This window comes from Patescibacteria group bacterium, from assembly GCA_035549555.1.
Lineage (GTDB): Bacteria > Patescibacteriota > Microgenomatia > UBA8517 > UBA8517 > Co84-156.
Map to the genome: position 1 here is coordinate 698,798 of DASZQR010000010.1, position 15,968 is coordinate 714,765.

Below are 15,968 nucleotides of genomic sequence, written 5' to 3' on the forward strand. Positions count from 1 at the left end.
TCTGGAGGCGTCGCCTAGTGGCCTATGGCACAAGTTTGGAAAACTTGGACTCGTAAGAGTCTCGTGAGTTCGAATCTCACCGCCTCCGCCAAAAAAAATAATGCTAGAAAACGAAAACCATAGCAATAAATTCGGAGGACTCGGTTTAGCAATTCGTTTTACAGAAATCCTTCAAGATCATTTACCAATTCCTCGGCCAAAAGTCAGTTTAGATGAAGAAAAAATAATTATAGAAAAATATACATCAGGAAAACATTCAAAAGAAATTGGAAGAGAAACAGGGCATCATCCAAGTACAATTCTTGATGTATTACACCGCAATAACATAGAAGTTGCAAAAGCGGGTAGACCAAAGAAAAATAAATAATAAGTTTGTGTTAAACTGGCTTCATGCCAGACTCCCAGGTAGAAGAAGTTAAATCTAAAATTAATATTGTTGATATTATTGGTGAGCATGTAAAGCTTAATAAATCAGGCAGTAATTACAAAGGTCTTTGTCCTTTTCATCAGGAAAAATCTCCTTCGTTTATGGTTTCGTCAGACTTACAAATTTATAAATGTTTCGGCTGTGGTGAAGGAGGAGATGTTTTTACTTTTCTTGAAAAATATGAAGGCATGGAATTTCCCGAAGCTCTCAAATATTTAGCCGACAAGGTTGGTATTAAATTAACTAATCAAAATAATTTTGTTTCATCAAACAAAGATGTCTTGTACGAAATAAATAATTTATCTGCTAAGTTTTATAATTTTTTATTAACTTCTCATCCTGTAGGAAAAGTTGCTTTAAATTATCTTAAAGAAGAGCGAAAAATAAATTCAGATTCTATTAAAACTTTTAATATTGGTTTTGCTCCTCACAAAAAAAATTATTTATCAGATTATCTAATTAAGAAGAAAGGTTATAAAAAAGAAGATTTACAAAAAGCAGGAGTAGTTTTCATTTCAAAGGGAGGTAATATTTATGATCGTTTTGCTGGTCGAATAATCTTTCCAATTAGTGATCACCGCGGAAATGTAATTGCGTTAGCTGGCCGCCAAATCCCTCCAGCCGATCCAAATACAGGTAAATATATTAATTCACCGCAAACAGAAATTTACAATAAGAGTTCAAGTCTCTATGGATTAAATCTCACCAAAGATTTTATCAAAAAAGAAAATAAAGCTATCGTTGTTGAAGGGGAAATAGATTTAATAAGTAGTTTTCAAATTGATATAAAAAATATTGTTGCGATTAAAGGCTCTGCTTTTACAATTGACCAGGCCAAGTTTTTAGGAAGATTCACCAAAGAAATTGTTTTATGTCTTGATAGCGATTTTGCAGGAATTAAAGCTTCGATTCGAGGAATTAAAATTCTTGAAGATGAAGATTTTGAAGTAAATGTTGTGACATTAGGAATTTATAAAGATCCAGATGAGGCAGCAAAAGCGAACCCTGAATTTCTTAAAGAAAAAATAAATAAAGCAATTCCAGTCTGGGATTTTATAATTGATTCAGTTGTTAATGAATTTGATAAAAATACTGCTTCTGGCAAGGCAAAAATAAGTAAAGAGCTAACTCCGTTAATGGCAAATATTAAAAATAAAATTGTCCAGGAACATTATATCCACAAATTAGCTCGCATCTTGGATTCTTCAGATGAAGCAGTCACAGAAGAAGTGGAAAAAGTTGTTCCAGAGAGTGTTGCGCCAGTTTCCGAATCATTAAATCAAATTCTCCCCAAATCTCTTACAGAATTAAGAGAAGAAAACTTAATCAGTCTTATCTTAAAAGTAAACCCGGAAATTTTAAAAAATAAAGAGATTCTTGATCTTGTTCAAACTCCTGTCTTAAAAAAATTAATTAGAGAGTTTACGGGCAATCCAAAAGATTTGCCACAAGAATTATTTGAAAAATATGGAGAGCTAACTTTAAAAGAGAGTTCTGACAGCGATTCTGCAATCAAAAAAGAAATAAATAATTTATATAAGCTTTTAAATCTGGATATCTTAAAAAAGAAATACAAAGAAGAATCTGATAAAGAAAAAGCGTTACTTTATCAAAAACAATACAAAGACTTTGAATCCGGAGCTTTTGAGCGTATAATACATTAGGAATATTCTCCAATGCTCAGAAAAACCACTCTTGATTTAATTAAAAAGGCCAAAGATCAGGGCTTTATTACCCAGGATGAAATCTTGGAAAGCTTTCCAGACGCAGAAAAACATTTAGATGAATTAGATAATTTGTATGCTTTACTTCTTGAAGAAGGAATTGATGTCTTTGAGTCAGTTGCTCCTGAAGAAGGCGAAGAAGAAGAAAGTTTAGATCTAGAAAAAGAAATTCAGTTACTTTCAAAAATTGACGGTTCAGAATCAACTGATCCAGTAAGACAATATTTAAGAGAAATTGGTAAATATCCTTTGCTTGAAGCAGAAGACGAAATAGAGCTCGCCAAAAGGTTTGAAAAAGCTGATAAAAAAGCCAAAGACAAGCTTACAGAAAGCAATCTTCGTTTGGTTGTCTCAATTGCAAAAAAATATATCGGTCGCGGATTGTCTTTGCTTGATTTAATTCAGGAAGGTAATCAGGGTTTAATCAGAGCGGTTGAAAAATATGATTGGAGAAGAGGATTTAAGTTTAGTACTTATGCAACTTGGTGGATCAGGCAGGCAATAACCAGAGCAATTGCAGATCAAGCTCGTACTATTCGTATTCCAGTCCACATGGTCGAAACGATAAATAAAATTTATCGAACCTCTCAACGATTAATGCAACAATTAGGAAGAGAGCCAACTCCTGAAGAAATTGGAGAAGAATTAGATTTAACAGGCGACAGAGTTAGAGAAATTTTCAAATTATCCCAAGAAACTACATCTCTTCAGACTCCTGTCGGAGAAGATGAAGAATCAATCTTAGGCGACTTTATTGAAGATGAATCTCAAATGTCTCCAGTTGACGCAGCTTCCCGCGAATTGTTAAAAGATCATTTGCGAAATGTTTTGGGAAATCTTCAAGAACGAGAAGCCAAAGTTTTGGCTCTTCGTTTTGGAATTAATCTTGACGGTGAAGGCGAAGAGGGAGAAGCAAAAACCCTTGAAGAAGTTGGTAAAATTTTCGGCGTCACAAGAGAAAGAATCAGGCAAATTGAAGCTAAAGCATTAAGAAAACTCCGCCATCCAAGCAAGAGAATTAACCTTAGAGATTATCTAAATTAGGTGATATAATAGCCATGTTCTTGAATTATTCCCCTGTAGCTCAGCGGTAGAGCGGGTTCCTGTTAAGAACAAGGTCGTAGGTTCGAATCCTACCGGGGGAGCATGTTAGTACGGCAGTCAGGGATGAGTAGTATGTCATAAGGTTTTTTGAAGCTAAAATCAAGCCTTTCATCTTCCAAAAAGAAGTTCTCACCCACAGTCATAATCAAATTCCGTTTTTCGTCTGGTTTTCCACTTGTTATCAAGTCTCGTGCGTAAAAAGCAGTATTTAAGAAATCTTCAGCAAGTTCTAACCAAGTATGTTCTGAACTTTCAGTGTCATTTAGTAAGCTTTTGACTCGTGCTTGTTCTCCTAACAAAAGCTCTTTTTGTGTTATAAATTCTTGTTTTGTAATTTCTTCTTCTGATCTCATGCTTATTAACCGGTTAAGTCTGTCCTGGTACGCATTATATTTTGTTTGATATTGCAATCTTTGGCTGGTATTTTGTTCGATTTCGTGACTATGTTTGGCTTTGAGTAATTTAATTCCAAGAGACCACACCTCTTCGTCTATGGATATTTTTGAGATTCGATCTAAAAGCTGTTTTTCAAAGCTCTTGAGGGTAATAGGTTTTTGAGTACAACTTCCTTTTCTGTGTGTACAGTGCATATAAACATAATCGACTGTTCTTTGAGTCCTTTTGTAATTTTTTGTCTTGAAAGTCGTAGTAATAAAACAACCACAATTTTTACACTTAAAAATTCCGTTATAAGTAGCATTCCAAATCTTAGTCTTCGGTCTCGACCGACCGCTCAAGGCTGTTTGTACTGCGTCATAAAGCGTTTTAGATACGATCGGGGTATAAATACCTTTGTAAATCTCTTCCCTGTAATAAAAATAACCGTAATAAGCAGGATTTGTTAATATCGCATACCAATGACTTTTGCTGATTTTCTTCCCTCGTTTAGTGGTAAGCCCTTTTTTATGAAAGTATTCCGATAAATATCCAAGAGAACACGCTTTATAAGCAACCAATTCATAAGCCTCTTTTATTAAAGGCGCTTCAAAAGAGTGGGGAACCATATTTCTTTTTCCACGCACACCTTCTCCTTCATAACCCAAAATTGCTTGTCTCGGAAATTCACCGCGTTCACTTTTGTGCAACAGACTTCTTCTAACATTTCTGCTTATATCCCTTGAATATTGATTAGCGATTCCAAAGTGAATCTGCAATATAAGCTGATCGCTTTCAGAAGTATAAATATCGCCAGCAGTTGTTCTTATCTCTTTCAAAACCCCATCTTGTAGCAGTTGAAGTAACATTCCACCCTCTTTCGGGTTACGACACAATCTATTTGCATGCCAAGTTAAAATTGCATCAATCTCACCAGCTTCAATCAATTTAACCATTTTATCGAACTCTGGTCGATTACTTGGCTTATAAGCAGAATGACTCTCTTCTAGCTTTAATACAACATTCAAATGCTCTCGTAGCGCGTAATTTTCGCATTCCAAGTTCTGATCTGAAATCGAAAGAGCTTGTTTTTCTTTCGCTTCAGATGATTTTCGCGAATATCTTATATATTTTAGCTTATTATTCATGTTCATATTAACAAATTAACCTCACACTTATAAGTAATCGTATAGTTACTATATATTAACTATAACTATATAATTACTGGTTATTAAAATCAGCGTCAACCTCATCTAAGTCAATCTTCTCGTTTTCCTGTATTTTAATACGCTTTTCCAAAAATTTTCCGTAAAGTCTTCTCTCTAATTCAAACCAACTCTTCTCGTTTTCTAAAAAAACTATTTTGAAATAATGTCCATACATTGGTTTAGATGGAGGTGTGATATTTATGGATTCTTGCAATCTTGAATTTTGGACTTCACTTTTCCAAATTTGAAACCCCTTTATTGTTATAAAACCAAAGGAAACTGTCTCGATAGATATATTTGCATTCGCAATCAAATTTCCTTTATCTTTCCACAAAATTGTTATTTTTACATCTTCATCTTGGTATGACATATTTATTCTCTTGCAAAAATTCTACTTTTTAGTAAATCGATTGCTTCCTTGTATTTTCTTGCGTTAACCAAAAGGTCACCAAAGAAAAATTTATCTGAAATTTGTTTAGAAGATGAGAAGTTGGAAAATACAAACCAACAAGTTCGACCCTCTCTTTTAAGAAATAATAACGATTGACCTTCTACAATTAACGCCGCCGCTTCTGCTAAATCCTTTGTTTTGTATTCAGTTTGCATTTTCTACTCTCCATCTAAACTTTGAAGCATTCTCAATATATGAAGTCAAACCAAATGCAATTTGTAAAATTTCTTGTTTAGATAGTTTTCTGTTATAACGAGGCTCAAAAACCTTTTTAATCTCACTTTTCAATTCTTCTGTAAGCCAACTGTTCATTTTCATATAAGGAAATGATAAAAAGAATCGCTTTTGAATATGAGTTGTTGATTTAAAGAATCTTCAAAACCACACTATTTAGAGGCTTTAATTAGAGAAGAATATGTCCTAATCCCACTTATAATAGTTTCAAGTGGTATTGCAGTTGCCTTTGCTATTTTGCGATAACCCACATCTTTGTGCATCCAGTACCATTTTCGAAATTCGACTATGTTGCTATAAACATCAACAACGGGTTTAAATCGCTCGCTCTTTGATAATTTAATTGGCCTCTTACGCTTAAAATGCTCCTTATAAATTTGTTTAAACACATTTTCCACCTCTTCTATTGTTGATTCTCTACTGATGATTATAGCCGTGTAATCGTAAGATCCCTCAAATAATTCACTACGTAAGGTATAAGGATTGAGTGCAAGGGAGTAAGTGTTGCTTGAGTAATCCTTACTACCAATTTCACCACAAAGCATCGCAACCATAATGGCTTTCATAAAACAAACACTCTTGTTATATTTTCGCATCAGTTGCACTGATTCTTCGATCGCTTTTTTGACTGTTTCATCTAGGGGAACTGAATTGTCCAAAATATGGTATCGTTTTGACAATCTATCGAGTACGCCCTTGAAATCGTCTTTGCGAATGGCTCCAATTTTGAAACCAGTATAATATTTATATAGTTCTTCAACCAATTTCCTTTTATATAATTTAGACATTCCTAGTTTTTCTTCTCTAATATGGCTAATATCATTTAAGAAGTCGTCTCTGTCAACAAAGGAGAGAAGCACACTTAGCAGGTGGGAATTTTTAACAGTAACCTTGATTGGTTCAATCTTCATATTCATATATTCGGCAATTATATTATAAGACAGACCTATTTTTTTATTGTTTTCTGTTTTCTATAATTTCAACCCTAACCTTTGATATTTTATTTTCAGCATTTTCAGTTGCAAATCTCGGTTTCCCTTCTGTTATATCAGCAATTTCTTTGAAACTTTTCAGATTATTTCTGGCTGAAACAATCATCAGAAAAGCTAATTCGGCAGCTACTGTTCTGTCTTTGTTTGAGATTTCTTTCTGCCAACACAAAAATTCATCTACTGACATTTTTTTGAAATAATCAAGCCAGTATTTAAAAGACTCAAGATTCTTTGGTCTTCCACCGGGATTTCTATTCTCTGGGTGATCTGCAAAACCACCACGTCCAGTTTTGTTAGCCTTGTTACCGAAAGCAAACCTGCCATCAGCGGTGAAATCTTTTTCCGCCTTACCGTCTTGTTTTGTAGTCGGATCCATATATAAGATTATACAGCTAGGATAGAAGTTATGAATCGAGTAATTTCTTTTTTTTAGTATCAAATTCTTTTTGAGTAATAATGCCTTTTTCTTTTAATTCGTTTAACTTAGTTATTTCATCAGCAACACTCATAGTATTTCCGCCATTATCCTTCTTATCGTTGAAAGCGTCTTGAGCCGCATAAATTGCATTTCTTACTCCTTCTTTGTCTCCACAAGGAATTTTGTATTTTCGCCCACCTGTCGTTTCAATAATTATCTGCATATACATGAACATTCCAAGTTGCACACTTGCTATTTGGTTTATTGCGACTGTTTCCATGCCTGGTCCACTCTTAAATTCCACTCTTGTCGGATAAACCTTTATCCAAAAACCCATATAATTATTTTCGTAAATAGGAACACTGTTTTTCATTAAATATATTATAGCATAAATAAGACTTATCGTCTCTGGATACATAGTCTTCTTTTCTTCATGCTTACTTTATGTCAGACATAAGGATAATTTTTGGAAAGCATTTAAGAAAACTTCGAGAAGAAAGAGATTTAACTCAAGAAGAGTTGGGGGATCGAGCAGGTTTACATTTTACCTATATAGGGCAAATCGAGCGGGGAATAAGAAACCCATCACTTATAAATTTACATAAACTAGCGAAAGCATTGAAAATTACAGGTGGAAAATTGATGCCATTTTAGCTTCAAATCGACCAAGCGAGTTACAAAAGAACAAGTCTTTCTTTACTGGTGTATAATCTGTGTGTCTTTTTAATAACAAAATTTTAATAAGGACGAGGCTCGTTTTAAGATGAAGATTAAAAGAATAATTATAGAAAATTATAGAAGTATAAAGAAAACAGAAGTCAGCTTCAGTGATTTATTAGCCTTAGTTGGTCCCAATAACGTTGGTAAGTCAAATATTATAAAAGCTTTATCTATAATACTAGGCAAATCGTACCCTACTTATACAAACCTAGAAATTGGCGATTACCACAGAAACAATACCAAATTACCAGTTAAGATTATATTAACACTCGATCAGTTATCAGAAGACGACTTAAAATTTTTTAGATCAAAGGCAAGAGGCTATCTACGTGTCAGGGGATCAGAGCCTGTTAGAGGAAATTATTCAACAAAGCTTAATGTCTGCCTTGAGTTGCCTTATGGTGAACCTGGTAAATTTTATTATCTAGGTGACGATCTTGAACCATTAAGATATTCAGTAGGCGGAAATGAGATAGTTGTTAAAAACGACGCAAGAGAACTGTTCCCGCAGTTAATACTTATACCAGGACAGAGAGATGCAGATAAATACTTTTCTGATTCTCAAAAATACGATTGGGGAAAACTATTAAATAAACTAAGATCAAATGCGAATAAGAATATAGATATAAAATCTATCCTTGAAGAGCTAACAATAAAAGTTGCTGGAAGTAGCGACTTTGTAAATCTTAACGAAGAAATAAGAAAACAAATCTTAGAATTTTTAACAGACGATTACACATCAACTCATATATCATTATTGCCTGTAAATCCAGGAGATATAATGAAAACTGTTCATCTAAACCTCGATGATGGATTTTTAAGTGAACTAAACACAAAAGGTGACGGAATAAAAAGTTTGGCAGTAATAGCGCTGGTATTACTGGTTGCTAAACAGGAAAATAATCTAGTAATTTGTCTCGAAGAACCAGAGTTGTTTTTACATCCGCTGGCATTATACGTACTTAATACAGCAATGCAAAATCGCAGTAAAACTAACCAAGTGGTTTTTTCCTCTCATTCTCCATTTCTAGTGAACGTAACAAGACCTAAAAACATAGCACGGGTGTTTAGAAAAAATGGCGAAACCGACGTTGTCCAGCTCCCCGAAGAATCTCACTGGTTAACTCCCGCAGGGGAAAATAAAATTGAACGCGATATTGATGCTCAAAGAAACCTTCTTTTTTTTGCCAACTCTGTAATTTTAGTGGAAGGACCAACAGAGTATCTATCACTTCCCACCTTTGCTAATAAGTTGAACGTAGACTTATCTAAAAAGGGAGTAGTTTTGGTTGAAGTAAACGGTAAACCAAATATAAAAAACTATTCAGACTATCTTACAAGTTTCAAAATTCCACATGTTGTGGTCTATGACGTCGACGATCCCGGTTCTGGGTTAAATGAAACAATAAACTTGATACAAGCGCCAAAGTTTCCAATGGATGTAGATTTTGAAGCAGTTCTTGTAAAAGACATTGGATTACAAAAGACAGATGTTTTACTGAACCAAGCTTATGGCATCAGCTACACAAATTATAAAAACCACCCCAGAATTATAAATAAGAGTTTGGAGGAAAAAGTTAGGCATTTCTTAATAAAATCAAAGCCTTTTGCGGCTAAATACTTAGCAGAAACAATCGCGAAAGAAGAAGTTCCAACTACCATCAAAAACATTATTAACAAATCAGTGGATATAGCTAACGAATAATTTTTATAAGGTATGAATATTCCCTTTACCCCTGCATCATTTCGTAAGTTGGACATACTACAACAGTTGATGGAATACGAAAGCCATAAAAAGGAGAAATCTTTGTGGAATGGCGTAAAAGCAGTCCTAATTTGGGCTGCTAGTGTACACCATCAACATCTAGGCTCGTATATAGGTCCAAATCATGTAAAATCTGCTTTGGATTATTGTAGAGATGAAAAATTTATTTCCGAAGACGAGAGGAACCGGTTAGTAAATAGTTGTTCCCATATCCTGCAAAGCTTGCCAGTGTATGGTTTTGGTGATGAAGACCCAAATTCTAACCAGTCGGTAAAAATAAATAGAAACGGAGTCTTGGCGGGTCGTATTCTAGTAGAAACAAATTTCCTGAAGAATACTTGGTTGAGATATAAAGTATGGATTGTTGTTTGGTGGATAATACTTATCGCCGCATCAGTAATCCTAATATCACAAGTAATAAGTACCCTTAAAAATATATCTGGTGTTTCCTTAACAGATAACTACACAACACAATACACACACCAATTACAAGGAAAACACAGGTTTTATCATAAAAGAAAACCTTTTTAGATATGTCCAAATTTCAAACAGAGATATACATAATAGCCATTTTTCAAAACCATGAATATCCTTTTATAAAAATACAAACATCAATCCTAACTGACGGACGCAAAGATATAAGACTATCGTTCATCGGTACTCATCATCACTATTCTTTCCATGAAGCAAAAATAATTGAAGACAGAGAAACAAAATTCTTGCTAAATATGCACAACGAAGAAGAAGAGTACCCAAAAACTTTTACTGGAAGAACTCCGATAGTCTTCACGAGTTTTGACTTAGATAAATCTCCAAGCATATGGGATGAAGAGATAAAAACAATCGCTGAAAAACTTAATTTAGACCCAGATAAACACACCAGGTATTATTTGAATAATGTCTTACCTCTTGGAGATACAGAAGAACGCCATTTGGGTGGCAGAAAAATAAACTTGAAAAGTGAAAAAAAGTATCCAAAAGAAAAATGTCTATTCTGCAAAATTGACAAGAATCCATTCAATATCGAGATATATTTTGTAATTAACAAATTTGTTAAACCAATGGATCTAAAAATAAAGACATCTCTTGGCAAGATTGGTCTAATTTTTAAATATTAAATACAAAAAAAGGGGCAAGTAATTAGAACTTTGGTATACTTCAGATATGAATACCGAAGAAATAATTAAGAAAATTAGAAAAAGCCTCAATGATGAAGATTGGATTAACCCAGACACAGAAATAAGACAATCTAAAATTGGTGGGAAAGGTCTTTATGCAGTAAAACCAATTAAAAAAGGAGATTTAGTTGTGGTTTGGGGTGGAGAATATGTCAACTCAAAACAAGCTAATAAAGCCGAAAGGAGTGGTAAGTTGGTTATGCAATGGGACGATGATCTTTTTAGTATTGAAGATAGAGGGGAAGGATCTGGCTACTTCGTAAACCATTCTTGTGAACCTAACTTATATATGCAAGGTGCTTATGCCCTAGTAGCTATGCGTGATATTTCAAAAGATGAAGAACTTACTGCCGATTATGCAATTTGGGAAGCAGATGAAAATTATATCTCAAAATGGGATTGTAATTGTGGCTCAAAAAGTTGTAGACACAAAGTTACAGGCAAAGACTGGCGATTATCAGAACTTCAAGAAAAATACAAAAATCACTTTTCACCCTTAATTAACAAACGAATTAAAAATAATTAAAATATATCAACTTACAACAGGACTTGAACATTTTTATCTTTTTTAGTCTATAATTATTGTAATGTCAGAAGATAAGAACCTTCCAATTCCACAAGACAATGAACCAAATCTGTCAGCTTTTGAAGATGCGTTACATGATGTAGATATGGAAGGGATTGAAGAGCCAAAAAATGAACGACAAGTAATTAGAGATGTCTTAGATAGATTGTCAAAAGAGTATGGTATAGAATTTAGCATCCATGATGGGAAAGCATTAGGCTCTCCAATGGCACTCAATCATAGATTAAACTCGCTTGACGTGTCATCCCCCCAAAGCTTATCTCAAGAACTTACAGACGCAATACAATCTAACAAGATGACTTATGAACTAGGTGATAAGCTCACAGACAAATTGACAGACGAAGAAGAACTCGAACTATTTGATTATGAACAACTAGAAGGTTTGTTGTACGATGTCTATCAAGTTACCGAAGTTGTTCTCTATCTAGAAGAGCCAAAAACAGGCGAAGAAGATGACTTTGTGCAACAACAGCATGAAGATGTAATAGCTGATATTAAATCTCACGACATTCTGTTGGGGTCTCTACATAAAGCCGGTCAAAAAGTAGAAGAATATATTCAAACTAAACCACAAAGAGACAACGAACCCGTAAATGTTACCGAAAAACTTAGTGGATACTTAAACAGATGGAGCGATAAAAGCGCCGCTAATTTACAGGATCTTGTACCTGACTCTCAAGCGACGATAGGGCAAGTAACTCAAAGATTAAATCGGGCAATATCTAAGTTACCGCAAAACACAACTACCAGACGTGTAGAAGTGAACAATATTATAAAAAGAATCAGAGGTTGTATAGGAATAAGTCCTTCTATTGACACAGATGAGTGGAAGTTGGTTGTAAATGATCAGGCGATCAAAGATGTGGAAATAATGATTGAAGATATATCTTTGTAATAAGTTCTTACATTTTCGACCAGAGAGAGCTTAGTCTAGTCCAGACAGGACGATTTTAGAAATTAACTTTCATTTGAAGACCTCATTTTTACCAATAAATTAAATAATGGCCCCAGTTCTTTATCTTGTAAATATTTCTCAGCATTCTCCCAAAACTCATTTAATTTTTCAGAAGGATTTCCTTCTCTCTCATATTCATAAGCTTGAATTGCCATCTCTAATTTATCTATTTGTTTTAGAACCTGCGCCTCTTTAGAAGTTTGCAATTCAAATTCTTCCCAAAGTTCAACATATTCTTTGTTATTTGTTTTATCAAAAATTTGTTTGACAGCTTCGCCTTCGTCTTTGTGTTTTTCGCTTTGAGAACCAATTATCTTTTTACCTTTTTCCCAAATAACATCTCCAATAACTGCTTCTCCTAAGTCGTGTAGTAAAGCCATTTTTATCAACTTGGCCTGATCTAAATCGAGTAGTGGTGCAACAAGCATTGCAATAACAGCGACACGGTAAGAGTGATCAGAAACAGATTCTGGATTTTTAACTCCCTTTTTTACCCAACCTGTCCTGTCAATTCTTTTTAAAATCCCTGTTGTAAGAATGGTTTTTATTAAATCTTCATCCATTGTTAATCCTTTTAAGTTCTTGAATGATGATATCAAGTTTTTCTAAAATTTCATCAGTCTTATCCTTTCCTTCATTTTCAGAAAAGAATTGAAGGTATTGATTAGTCGCGTTAGCGATTCTTTGTAAAGTAGGGGAAGGCGGCGTTGCTCTGCCCTTCTCATATGCACTAATTGTCTTCTCAGATAAATTAAGTTTTTCTGCTAATTCTTTTTGCGATAATCCCACCAAAACTCTAGCTGTCTTAATTTTCTTGCCCAATAAGTTACCGTGCATTTGTATATTATACCATTCTAATATCTATTCACAGTAGTATTTACCTATTGACAATAGTTTTAAGCAGTACTATATTCTACTTAATGAAAAAATACATATTCATTGATATAGGCTCTTCAACAGTTAAAGCTTACGAAAAGGCAGGCGACTCTCTTAACTTATTTTTAACAAAATCAATTCCATTTAAAACGGACTTCGATCCAATAAAGGGTATCTCTGATAATAACAAAAAAGAATTATATGGAATTATCGAAGAGATAAAAAATAAATATCCAGAGACTACTATAAAAATATTTGCAACTGCTTTATATAGAAAACTTGAACCAAAAACAAAAAGGGAATTTGTAGATGAGTTCTTTCTCACGACTGGTTTATTTTTCAATATAATTCCACAAGAATTAGAAAGTTTTTATCTCCAAGTGGCATTAGTTGGTAAATATCAAACCAACGATCCAGTTTTACTTATAAATATCGGTGGAGGTTCAACAGAACTTGTTGTTATTAAAGATAATAAAGAAATAGAAACTAAAAATGTTGACTTAGGAGTAGGAACAATATTAACAGAATTTGAAAATATAAATGAACAAAAAGCTGCTGCATCTCTTGAAAAAGTAAAAGCTTTTGTTTCTGAAAAATTACCGACACTAAACAATAAAGTCAAAATTGGACTCTATTCAGGTGGAGAATTAAATTACATGCAATTGGCAAAATATAATTTGCAGAAAAATAATCTATTTAACGACGAAGACCATCCGTCTCTTATATCTACTAAAGATTTCTCTTCAAAAAATGAAGAAGTATTCGAAAAAATAACATTAAAAGAATTAGAAGACCTTATGCCAGACAATCCAAGCTGGATGCATGGAGCTAGAGCTTGTAGTGCAATAGCTCAAACAATATGCGAAAAATACGGAATAGAAACTATAATTCCTTCTAATTCAAATCTTATAAACGGTGCCGCAAGACAAGAATTTAGAAATGTTACCTTAAGTGGAAGTTTTCGAAAACACTTAGATTATATTCTAAAAATTAGGAAAGAACTCGTAGAAAATAATGTAGAGGTATTAAGTCCGAGGTTTACAGAACCCAAAAATCCTGGAGAAGAATTTGTGGTATTTTCAGGAGAAGAAAAGATGACACCTCTTGAATTGGAAAGACATCATTTGGATTCTATTGAAAAAAGTGATGCATTAATTATTTGTGATCCAGAAGGTTATGTCGGCGCATCAGCTTTAATAGAAATCGGATACGCTCAATCATTAGGTAAAAGAGTAATTTTTGCAGAAAAACCAGAAGAGTTTATGCTTAACACCTTGCCAGCAGAGTTTGATCTCTGATAATGTCAGAGAGAAAACCTATGGCGGAGCATCTTCAATTGTTGTCTCAAGATTTTTTTATTAAAGAATCACTTACAGTCGCACCTGCATTAATTGGCTGCGTAATTGAAACCAATAAAGATGGACTGGTAACTTCTGGTAAAATTACAGAAACAGAAGCTTATCCATCACACGATGCAGCTTCTCATGCGTTCAAAGGAAAACGTACCCCAAGAACAGAAATACAATTTGCACAAGGAGGACGGTTGTACATGTATCAAATCATGGGTCTTCACTTTATGACATCCATAGTTGTTGGCGAAGAAAATAATGCCGATGTTGTATTTATTCGTTCCATTGAGCCTCTTTCCGGTGTAGAAAAAATGAAAGAAAGAAGAAAATATATTTCAGAAGATATAAAACGTTTAGCATCAGGGCCAGGAATGCTATCTGTTGCACTTGGATTAAATAAAGACGATAACGGTCTTCTTGTTTACAATAACGATTCTAAAGTCAAAATTTATAAAGACAAAAATTACACGGCTGAAGTAGCAACAGGCAAGCGAATTAATTTAGGTATTCATGGTGCAACTCCAGAAGAAGGAAGAGCGGCTATAGAGCAGCTTTGGAGATTTTTTGATAAAAATTCAAAATTTTTAAGCAGATGAATATTGCAAAATTATGCAGTAACTTTTCTAAAATCATCCCAGTAAGCGAGCAAGCATCCTAACAGCACTAGAAATAGTACGATTTTAGAGCTCCTTTGATATAATCAAATTACAAATGACTGCAAACAATTCAGGAGAATTTCTACAACAAAAATATGAAACAGCTCCTAAATTTTTGGAAAGACGGCAAGCAGATAGAATTCATATTGCTGAAATTAGAAAAGATGAAAGACCTGAAGATTGGTCTATTGGTGTTGGAGATTATTTTTCACCTTTCTCAGATAAACAAAAATTAGTTTTTCCTCCGAGAAAAGACACTTCTGAATTATTAGGAACAGAAATTACATTATATGAAGCGATGAAAAAAATAATTGATAGACGAACTCATGATAAAGTAGCCGACCCTGCCATATTTTTAGATTTTGGAGGAATGTGGGGAACAACATGGGGGAGGTTAGCTAATAAATTTAAAAACGAAGTCGAAGATGGAAAAGTTTGTTTTGTGGTAAGTAACATACAACTTAACCCAAAATTAAGTCTGCCTGATTCTGAATCATTTAATGAAGGAACTATTGATGCCGTTAATAAATATCGACATTTAGTTAACTTTATACAATGTGACGCAAATGAATTATCAGGAATAAAAATTATGCTTCCAAATGGAAACGTAATTTCCTTGAATAATCATTTAGCTTTAATCCACGAAAAAATGGCTTTAACTCACGGAAGTATACCGGATACAGACCTACCTACGTTGGCAGAAAATTTGGAAGAAGGAGGTATTTTAATGTTCGCTAGCGATACTATGCATACAAATATTCCAGAAAGAAACTTGCTTCAAGATGAAATTAATAAAGCGTTTGTTGTTGGCAAGAAAAATCTTCAAAAATTAGGTTATAAAGATCAAAATATTAGAAATGAGTGCGGTTATAAAATTTATTCTAAAAAAGAATCAAGACTGTTGTTTGTGTAATATTTTAAAACCATGCCAATAAGAAAGGAACTTCCTA

General features: G+C 33.8%; 21 protein-coding genes and 2 tRNA genes. 14 read left to right on the forward strand and 9 right to left on the reverse strand.

Translation table 11 applies throughout. The features are described 5' to 3' along the window. Positions 1 to 3: 3 nt before the first annotated feature. From VG895_04700 to VG895_04720, 5 genes are all read left to right on the forward strand, one after another. Positions 4 to 91 (forward strand) — tRNA-Ser (locus tag VG895_04700). 9 nt (positions 92 to 100) lie between these two features. After that, a complete protein-coding gene (locus VG895_04705) occupies positions 101 to 367 on the forward strand; it encodes a hypothetical protein (GenBank protein HWA52324.1) in 267 nt (88 codons plus the stop codon). 23 nt (positions 368 to 390) lie between these two features. After that, the gene (gene dnaG / locus VG895_04710) at positions 391 to 2,091 is read left to right on the forward strand and encodes a DNA primase (protein ID HWA52325.1); all 1,701 of its coding nucleotides are present in this window, start codon (positions 391 to 393) and stop codon (positions 2,089 to 2,091) included. A gap of 12 nt (positions 2,092 to 2,103) precedes the next feature. Beyond that, on the forward strand, positions 2,104 to 3,195 hold the full coding sequence (gene rpoD, locus VG895_04715; GenBank protein HWA52326.1) for an RNA polymerase sigma factor RpoD: 1,092 nt from the start codon (positions 2,104 to 2,106) through the stop codon (positions 3,193 to 3,195). Between the two features lie 29 nt (positions 3,196 to 3,224). Then, a tRNA-Asn gene (locus tag VG895_04720) sits at positions 3,225 to 3,296 on the forward strand. On the opposite strand, the gene VG895_04725 is transcribed toward VG895_04720, so the two are convergent. From VG895_04725 to VG895_04755, 7 genes are all read right to left on the reverse strand, one after another. Next, positions 3,285 to 4,778: a recombinase family protein gene (locus VG895_04725; GenBank protein HWA52327.1), complete on the reverse strand. Its 1,494-nt coding sequence runs from the start codon at positions 4,776 to 4,778 to the stop codon at positions 3,285 to 3,287. The genes VG895_04720 and VG895_04725 overlap by 12 nt on opposite strands. A 73-nt stretch (positions 4,779 to 4,851) precedes the next feature. Continuing rightward, positions 4,852 to 5,208, reverse strand: coding sequence for a hypothetical protein (locus VG895_04730; GenBank protein ID HWA52328.1), 357 nt, complete (start codon positions 5,206 to 5,208; stop codon positions 4,852 to 4,854). Positions 5,209 to 5,210: 2 nt separating this feature from the next. Further along, on the reverse strand, positions 5,211 to 5,444 hold the full coding sequence (locus VG895_04735; protein HWA52329.1) for a hypothetical protein: 234 nt from the start codon (positions 5,442 to 5,444) through the stop codon (positions 5,211 to 5,213). Next, the gene (locus VG895_04740) at positions 5,434 to 5,607 is read right to left on the reverse strand and encodes a hypothetical protein (protein ID HWA52330.1); all 174 of its coding nucleotides are present in this window, start codon (positions 5,605 to 5,607) and stop codon (positions 5,434 to 5,436) included. The genes VG895_04735 and VG895_04740 overlap by 11 nt, the downstream gene beginning before the upstream one ends. Before the next feature lie 68 nt (positions 5,608 to 5,675). After that, positions 5,676 to 6,434 carry a hypothetical protein gene (locus VG895_04745; GenBank protein HWA52331.1) on the reverse strand — a complete coding sequence of 253 codons (759 nt, stop codon included), beginning with the start codon at positions 6,432 to 6,434 and terminating at the stop codon, positions 5,676 to 5,678. Between the two features lie 43 nt (positions 6,435 to 6,477). After that, positions 6,478 to 6,891 carry a hypothetical protein gene (locus VG895_04750; protein HWA52332.1) on the reverse strand — a complete coding sequence of 138 codons (414 nt, stop codon included), beginning with the start codon at positions 6,889 to 6,891 and terminating at the stop codon, positions 6,478 to 6,480. Between the two features lie 28 nt (positions 6,892 to 6,919). After that, the gene (locus tag VG895_04755) at positions 6,920 to 7,306 is read right to left on the reverse strand and encodes an SHOCT domain-containing protein (protein HWA52333.1); all 387 of its coding nucleotides are present in this window, start codon (positions 7,304 to 7,306) and stop codon (positions 6,920 to 6,922) included. Between the two features lie 71 nt (positions 7,307 to 7,377). On the opposite strand from VG895_04755, the gene VG895_04760 reads away from it, so the two are divergent. The 6 genes from VG895_04760 to VG895_04785 all read left to right on the forward strand — a co-directional run bounded on the left by VG895_04760 (position 7,378) and on the right by VG895_04785 (position 12,077). Continuing rightward, a complete protein-coding gene (locus VG895_04760) occupies positions 7,378 to 7,587 on the forward strand; it encodes a helix-turn-helix transcriptional regulator (protein HWA52334.1) in 210 nt (69 codons plus the stop codon). 109 nt (positions 7,588 to 7,696) lie between these two features. After that, a complete protein-coding gene (locus VG895_04765) occupies positions 7,697 to 9,358 on the forward strand; it encodes an AAA family ATPase (GenBank protein ID HWA52335.1) in 1,662 nt (553 codons plus the stop codon). 12 nt (positions 9,359 to 9,370) lie between these two features. Beyond that, a complete protein-coding gene (locus tag VG895_04770; GenBank protein ID HWA52336.1) occupies positions 9,371 to 9,949 on the forward strand; it encodes a hypothetical protein in 579 nt (192 codons plus the stop codon). Positions 9,950 to 9,951: 2 nt separating this feature from the next. After that, a complete protein-coding gene (locus VG895_04775; GenBank protein HWA52337.1) occupies positions 9,952 to 10,536 on the forward strand; it encodes a hypothetical protein in 585 nt (194 codons plus the stop codon). 46 nt (positions 10,537 to 10,582) lie between these two features. After that, positions 10,583 to 11,122 (forward strand): SET domain-containing protein-lysine N-methyltransferase, encoded by a 540-nt coding sequence (locus VG895_04780; protein HWA52338.1) that lies wholly within the window; start codon positions 10,583 to 10,585, stop codon positions 11,120 to 11,122. A 61-nt stretch (positions 11,123 to 11,183) separates the two neighbouring features. Further along, on the forward strand, positions 11,184 to 12,077 hold the full coding sequence (locus tag VG895_04785) for a hypothetical protein (GenBank protein ID HWA52339.1): 894 nt from the start codon (positions 11,184 to 11,186) through the stop codon (positions 12,075 to 12,077). 62 nt (positions 12,078 to 12,139) lie between these two features. Here the strand turns inward: VG895_04785 and VG895_04790 are convergent, their stop codons facing one another. Further along, a complete protein-coding gene (locus VG895_04790) occupies positions 12,140 to 12,700 on the reverse strand; it encodes an HD domain-containing protein (GenBank protein HWA52340.1) in 561 nt (186 codons plus the stop codon). Then, positions 12,693 to 12,974: a helix-turn-helix transcriptional regulator gene (locus VG895_04795; protein ID HWA52341.1), complete on the reverse strand. Its 282-nt coding sequence runs from the start codon at positions 12,972 to 12,974 to the stop codon at positions 12,693 to 12,695. The genes VG895_04790 and VG895_04795 overlap by 8 nt, the downstream gene beginning before the upstream one ends. 83 nt (positions 12,975 to 13,057) lie before the next feature. Between VG895_04795 and VG895_04800 the strand changes: the two genes are divergently transcribed. From VG895_04800 to VG895_04810, 3 genes are all read left to right on the forward strand, one after another. Further along, entirely contained in the window at positions 13,058 to 14,311 is a 1,254-nt protein-coding gene (locus tag VG895_04800) for a hypothetical protein (protein ID HWA52342.1), read from the forward strand. Positions 14,312 to 14,313: 2 nt separating this feature from the next. Beyond that, on the forward strand, positions 14,314 to 14,958 hold the full coding sequence (locus VG895_04805; protein ID HWA52343.1) for a DNA-3-methyladenine glycosylase: 645 nt from the start codon (positions 14,314 to 14,316) through the stop codon (positions 14,956 to 14,958). Between the two features lie 115 nt (positions 14,959 to 15,073). Continuing rightward, positions 15,074 to 15,931 (forward strand): hypothetical protein, encoded by an 858-nt coding sequence (locus VG895_04810; protein HWA52344.1) that lies wholly within the window; start codon positions 15,074 to 15,076, stop codon positions 15,929 to 15,931. The last annotated feature ends 37 nt before the right edge of the window (positions 15,932 to 15,968 follow it).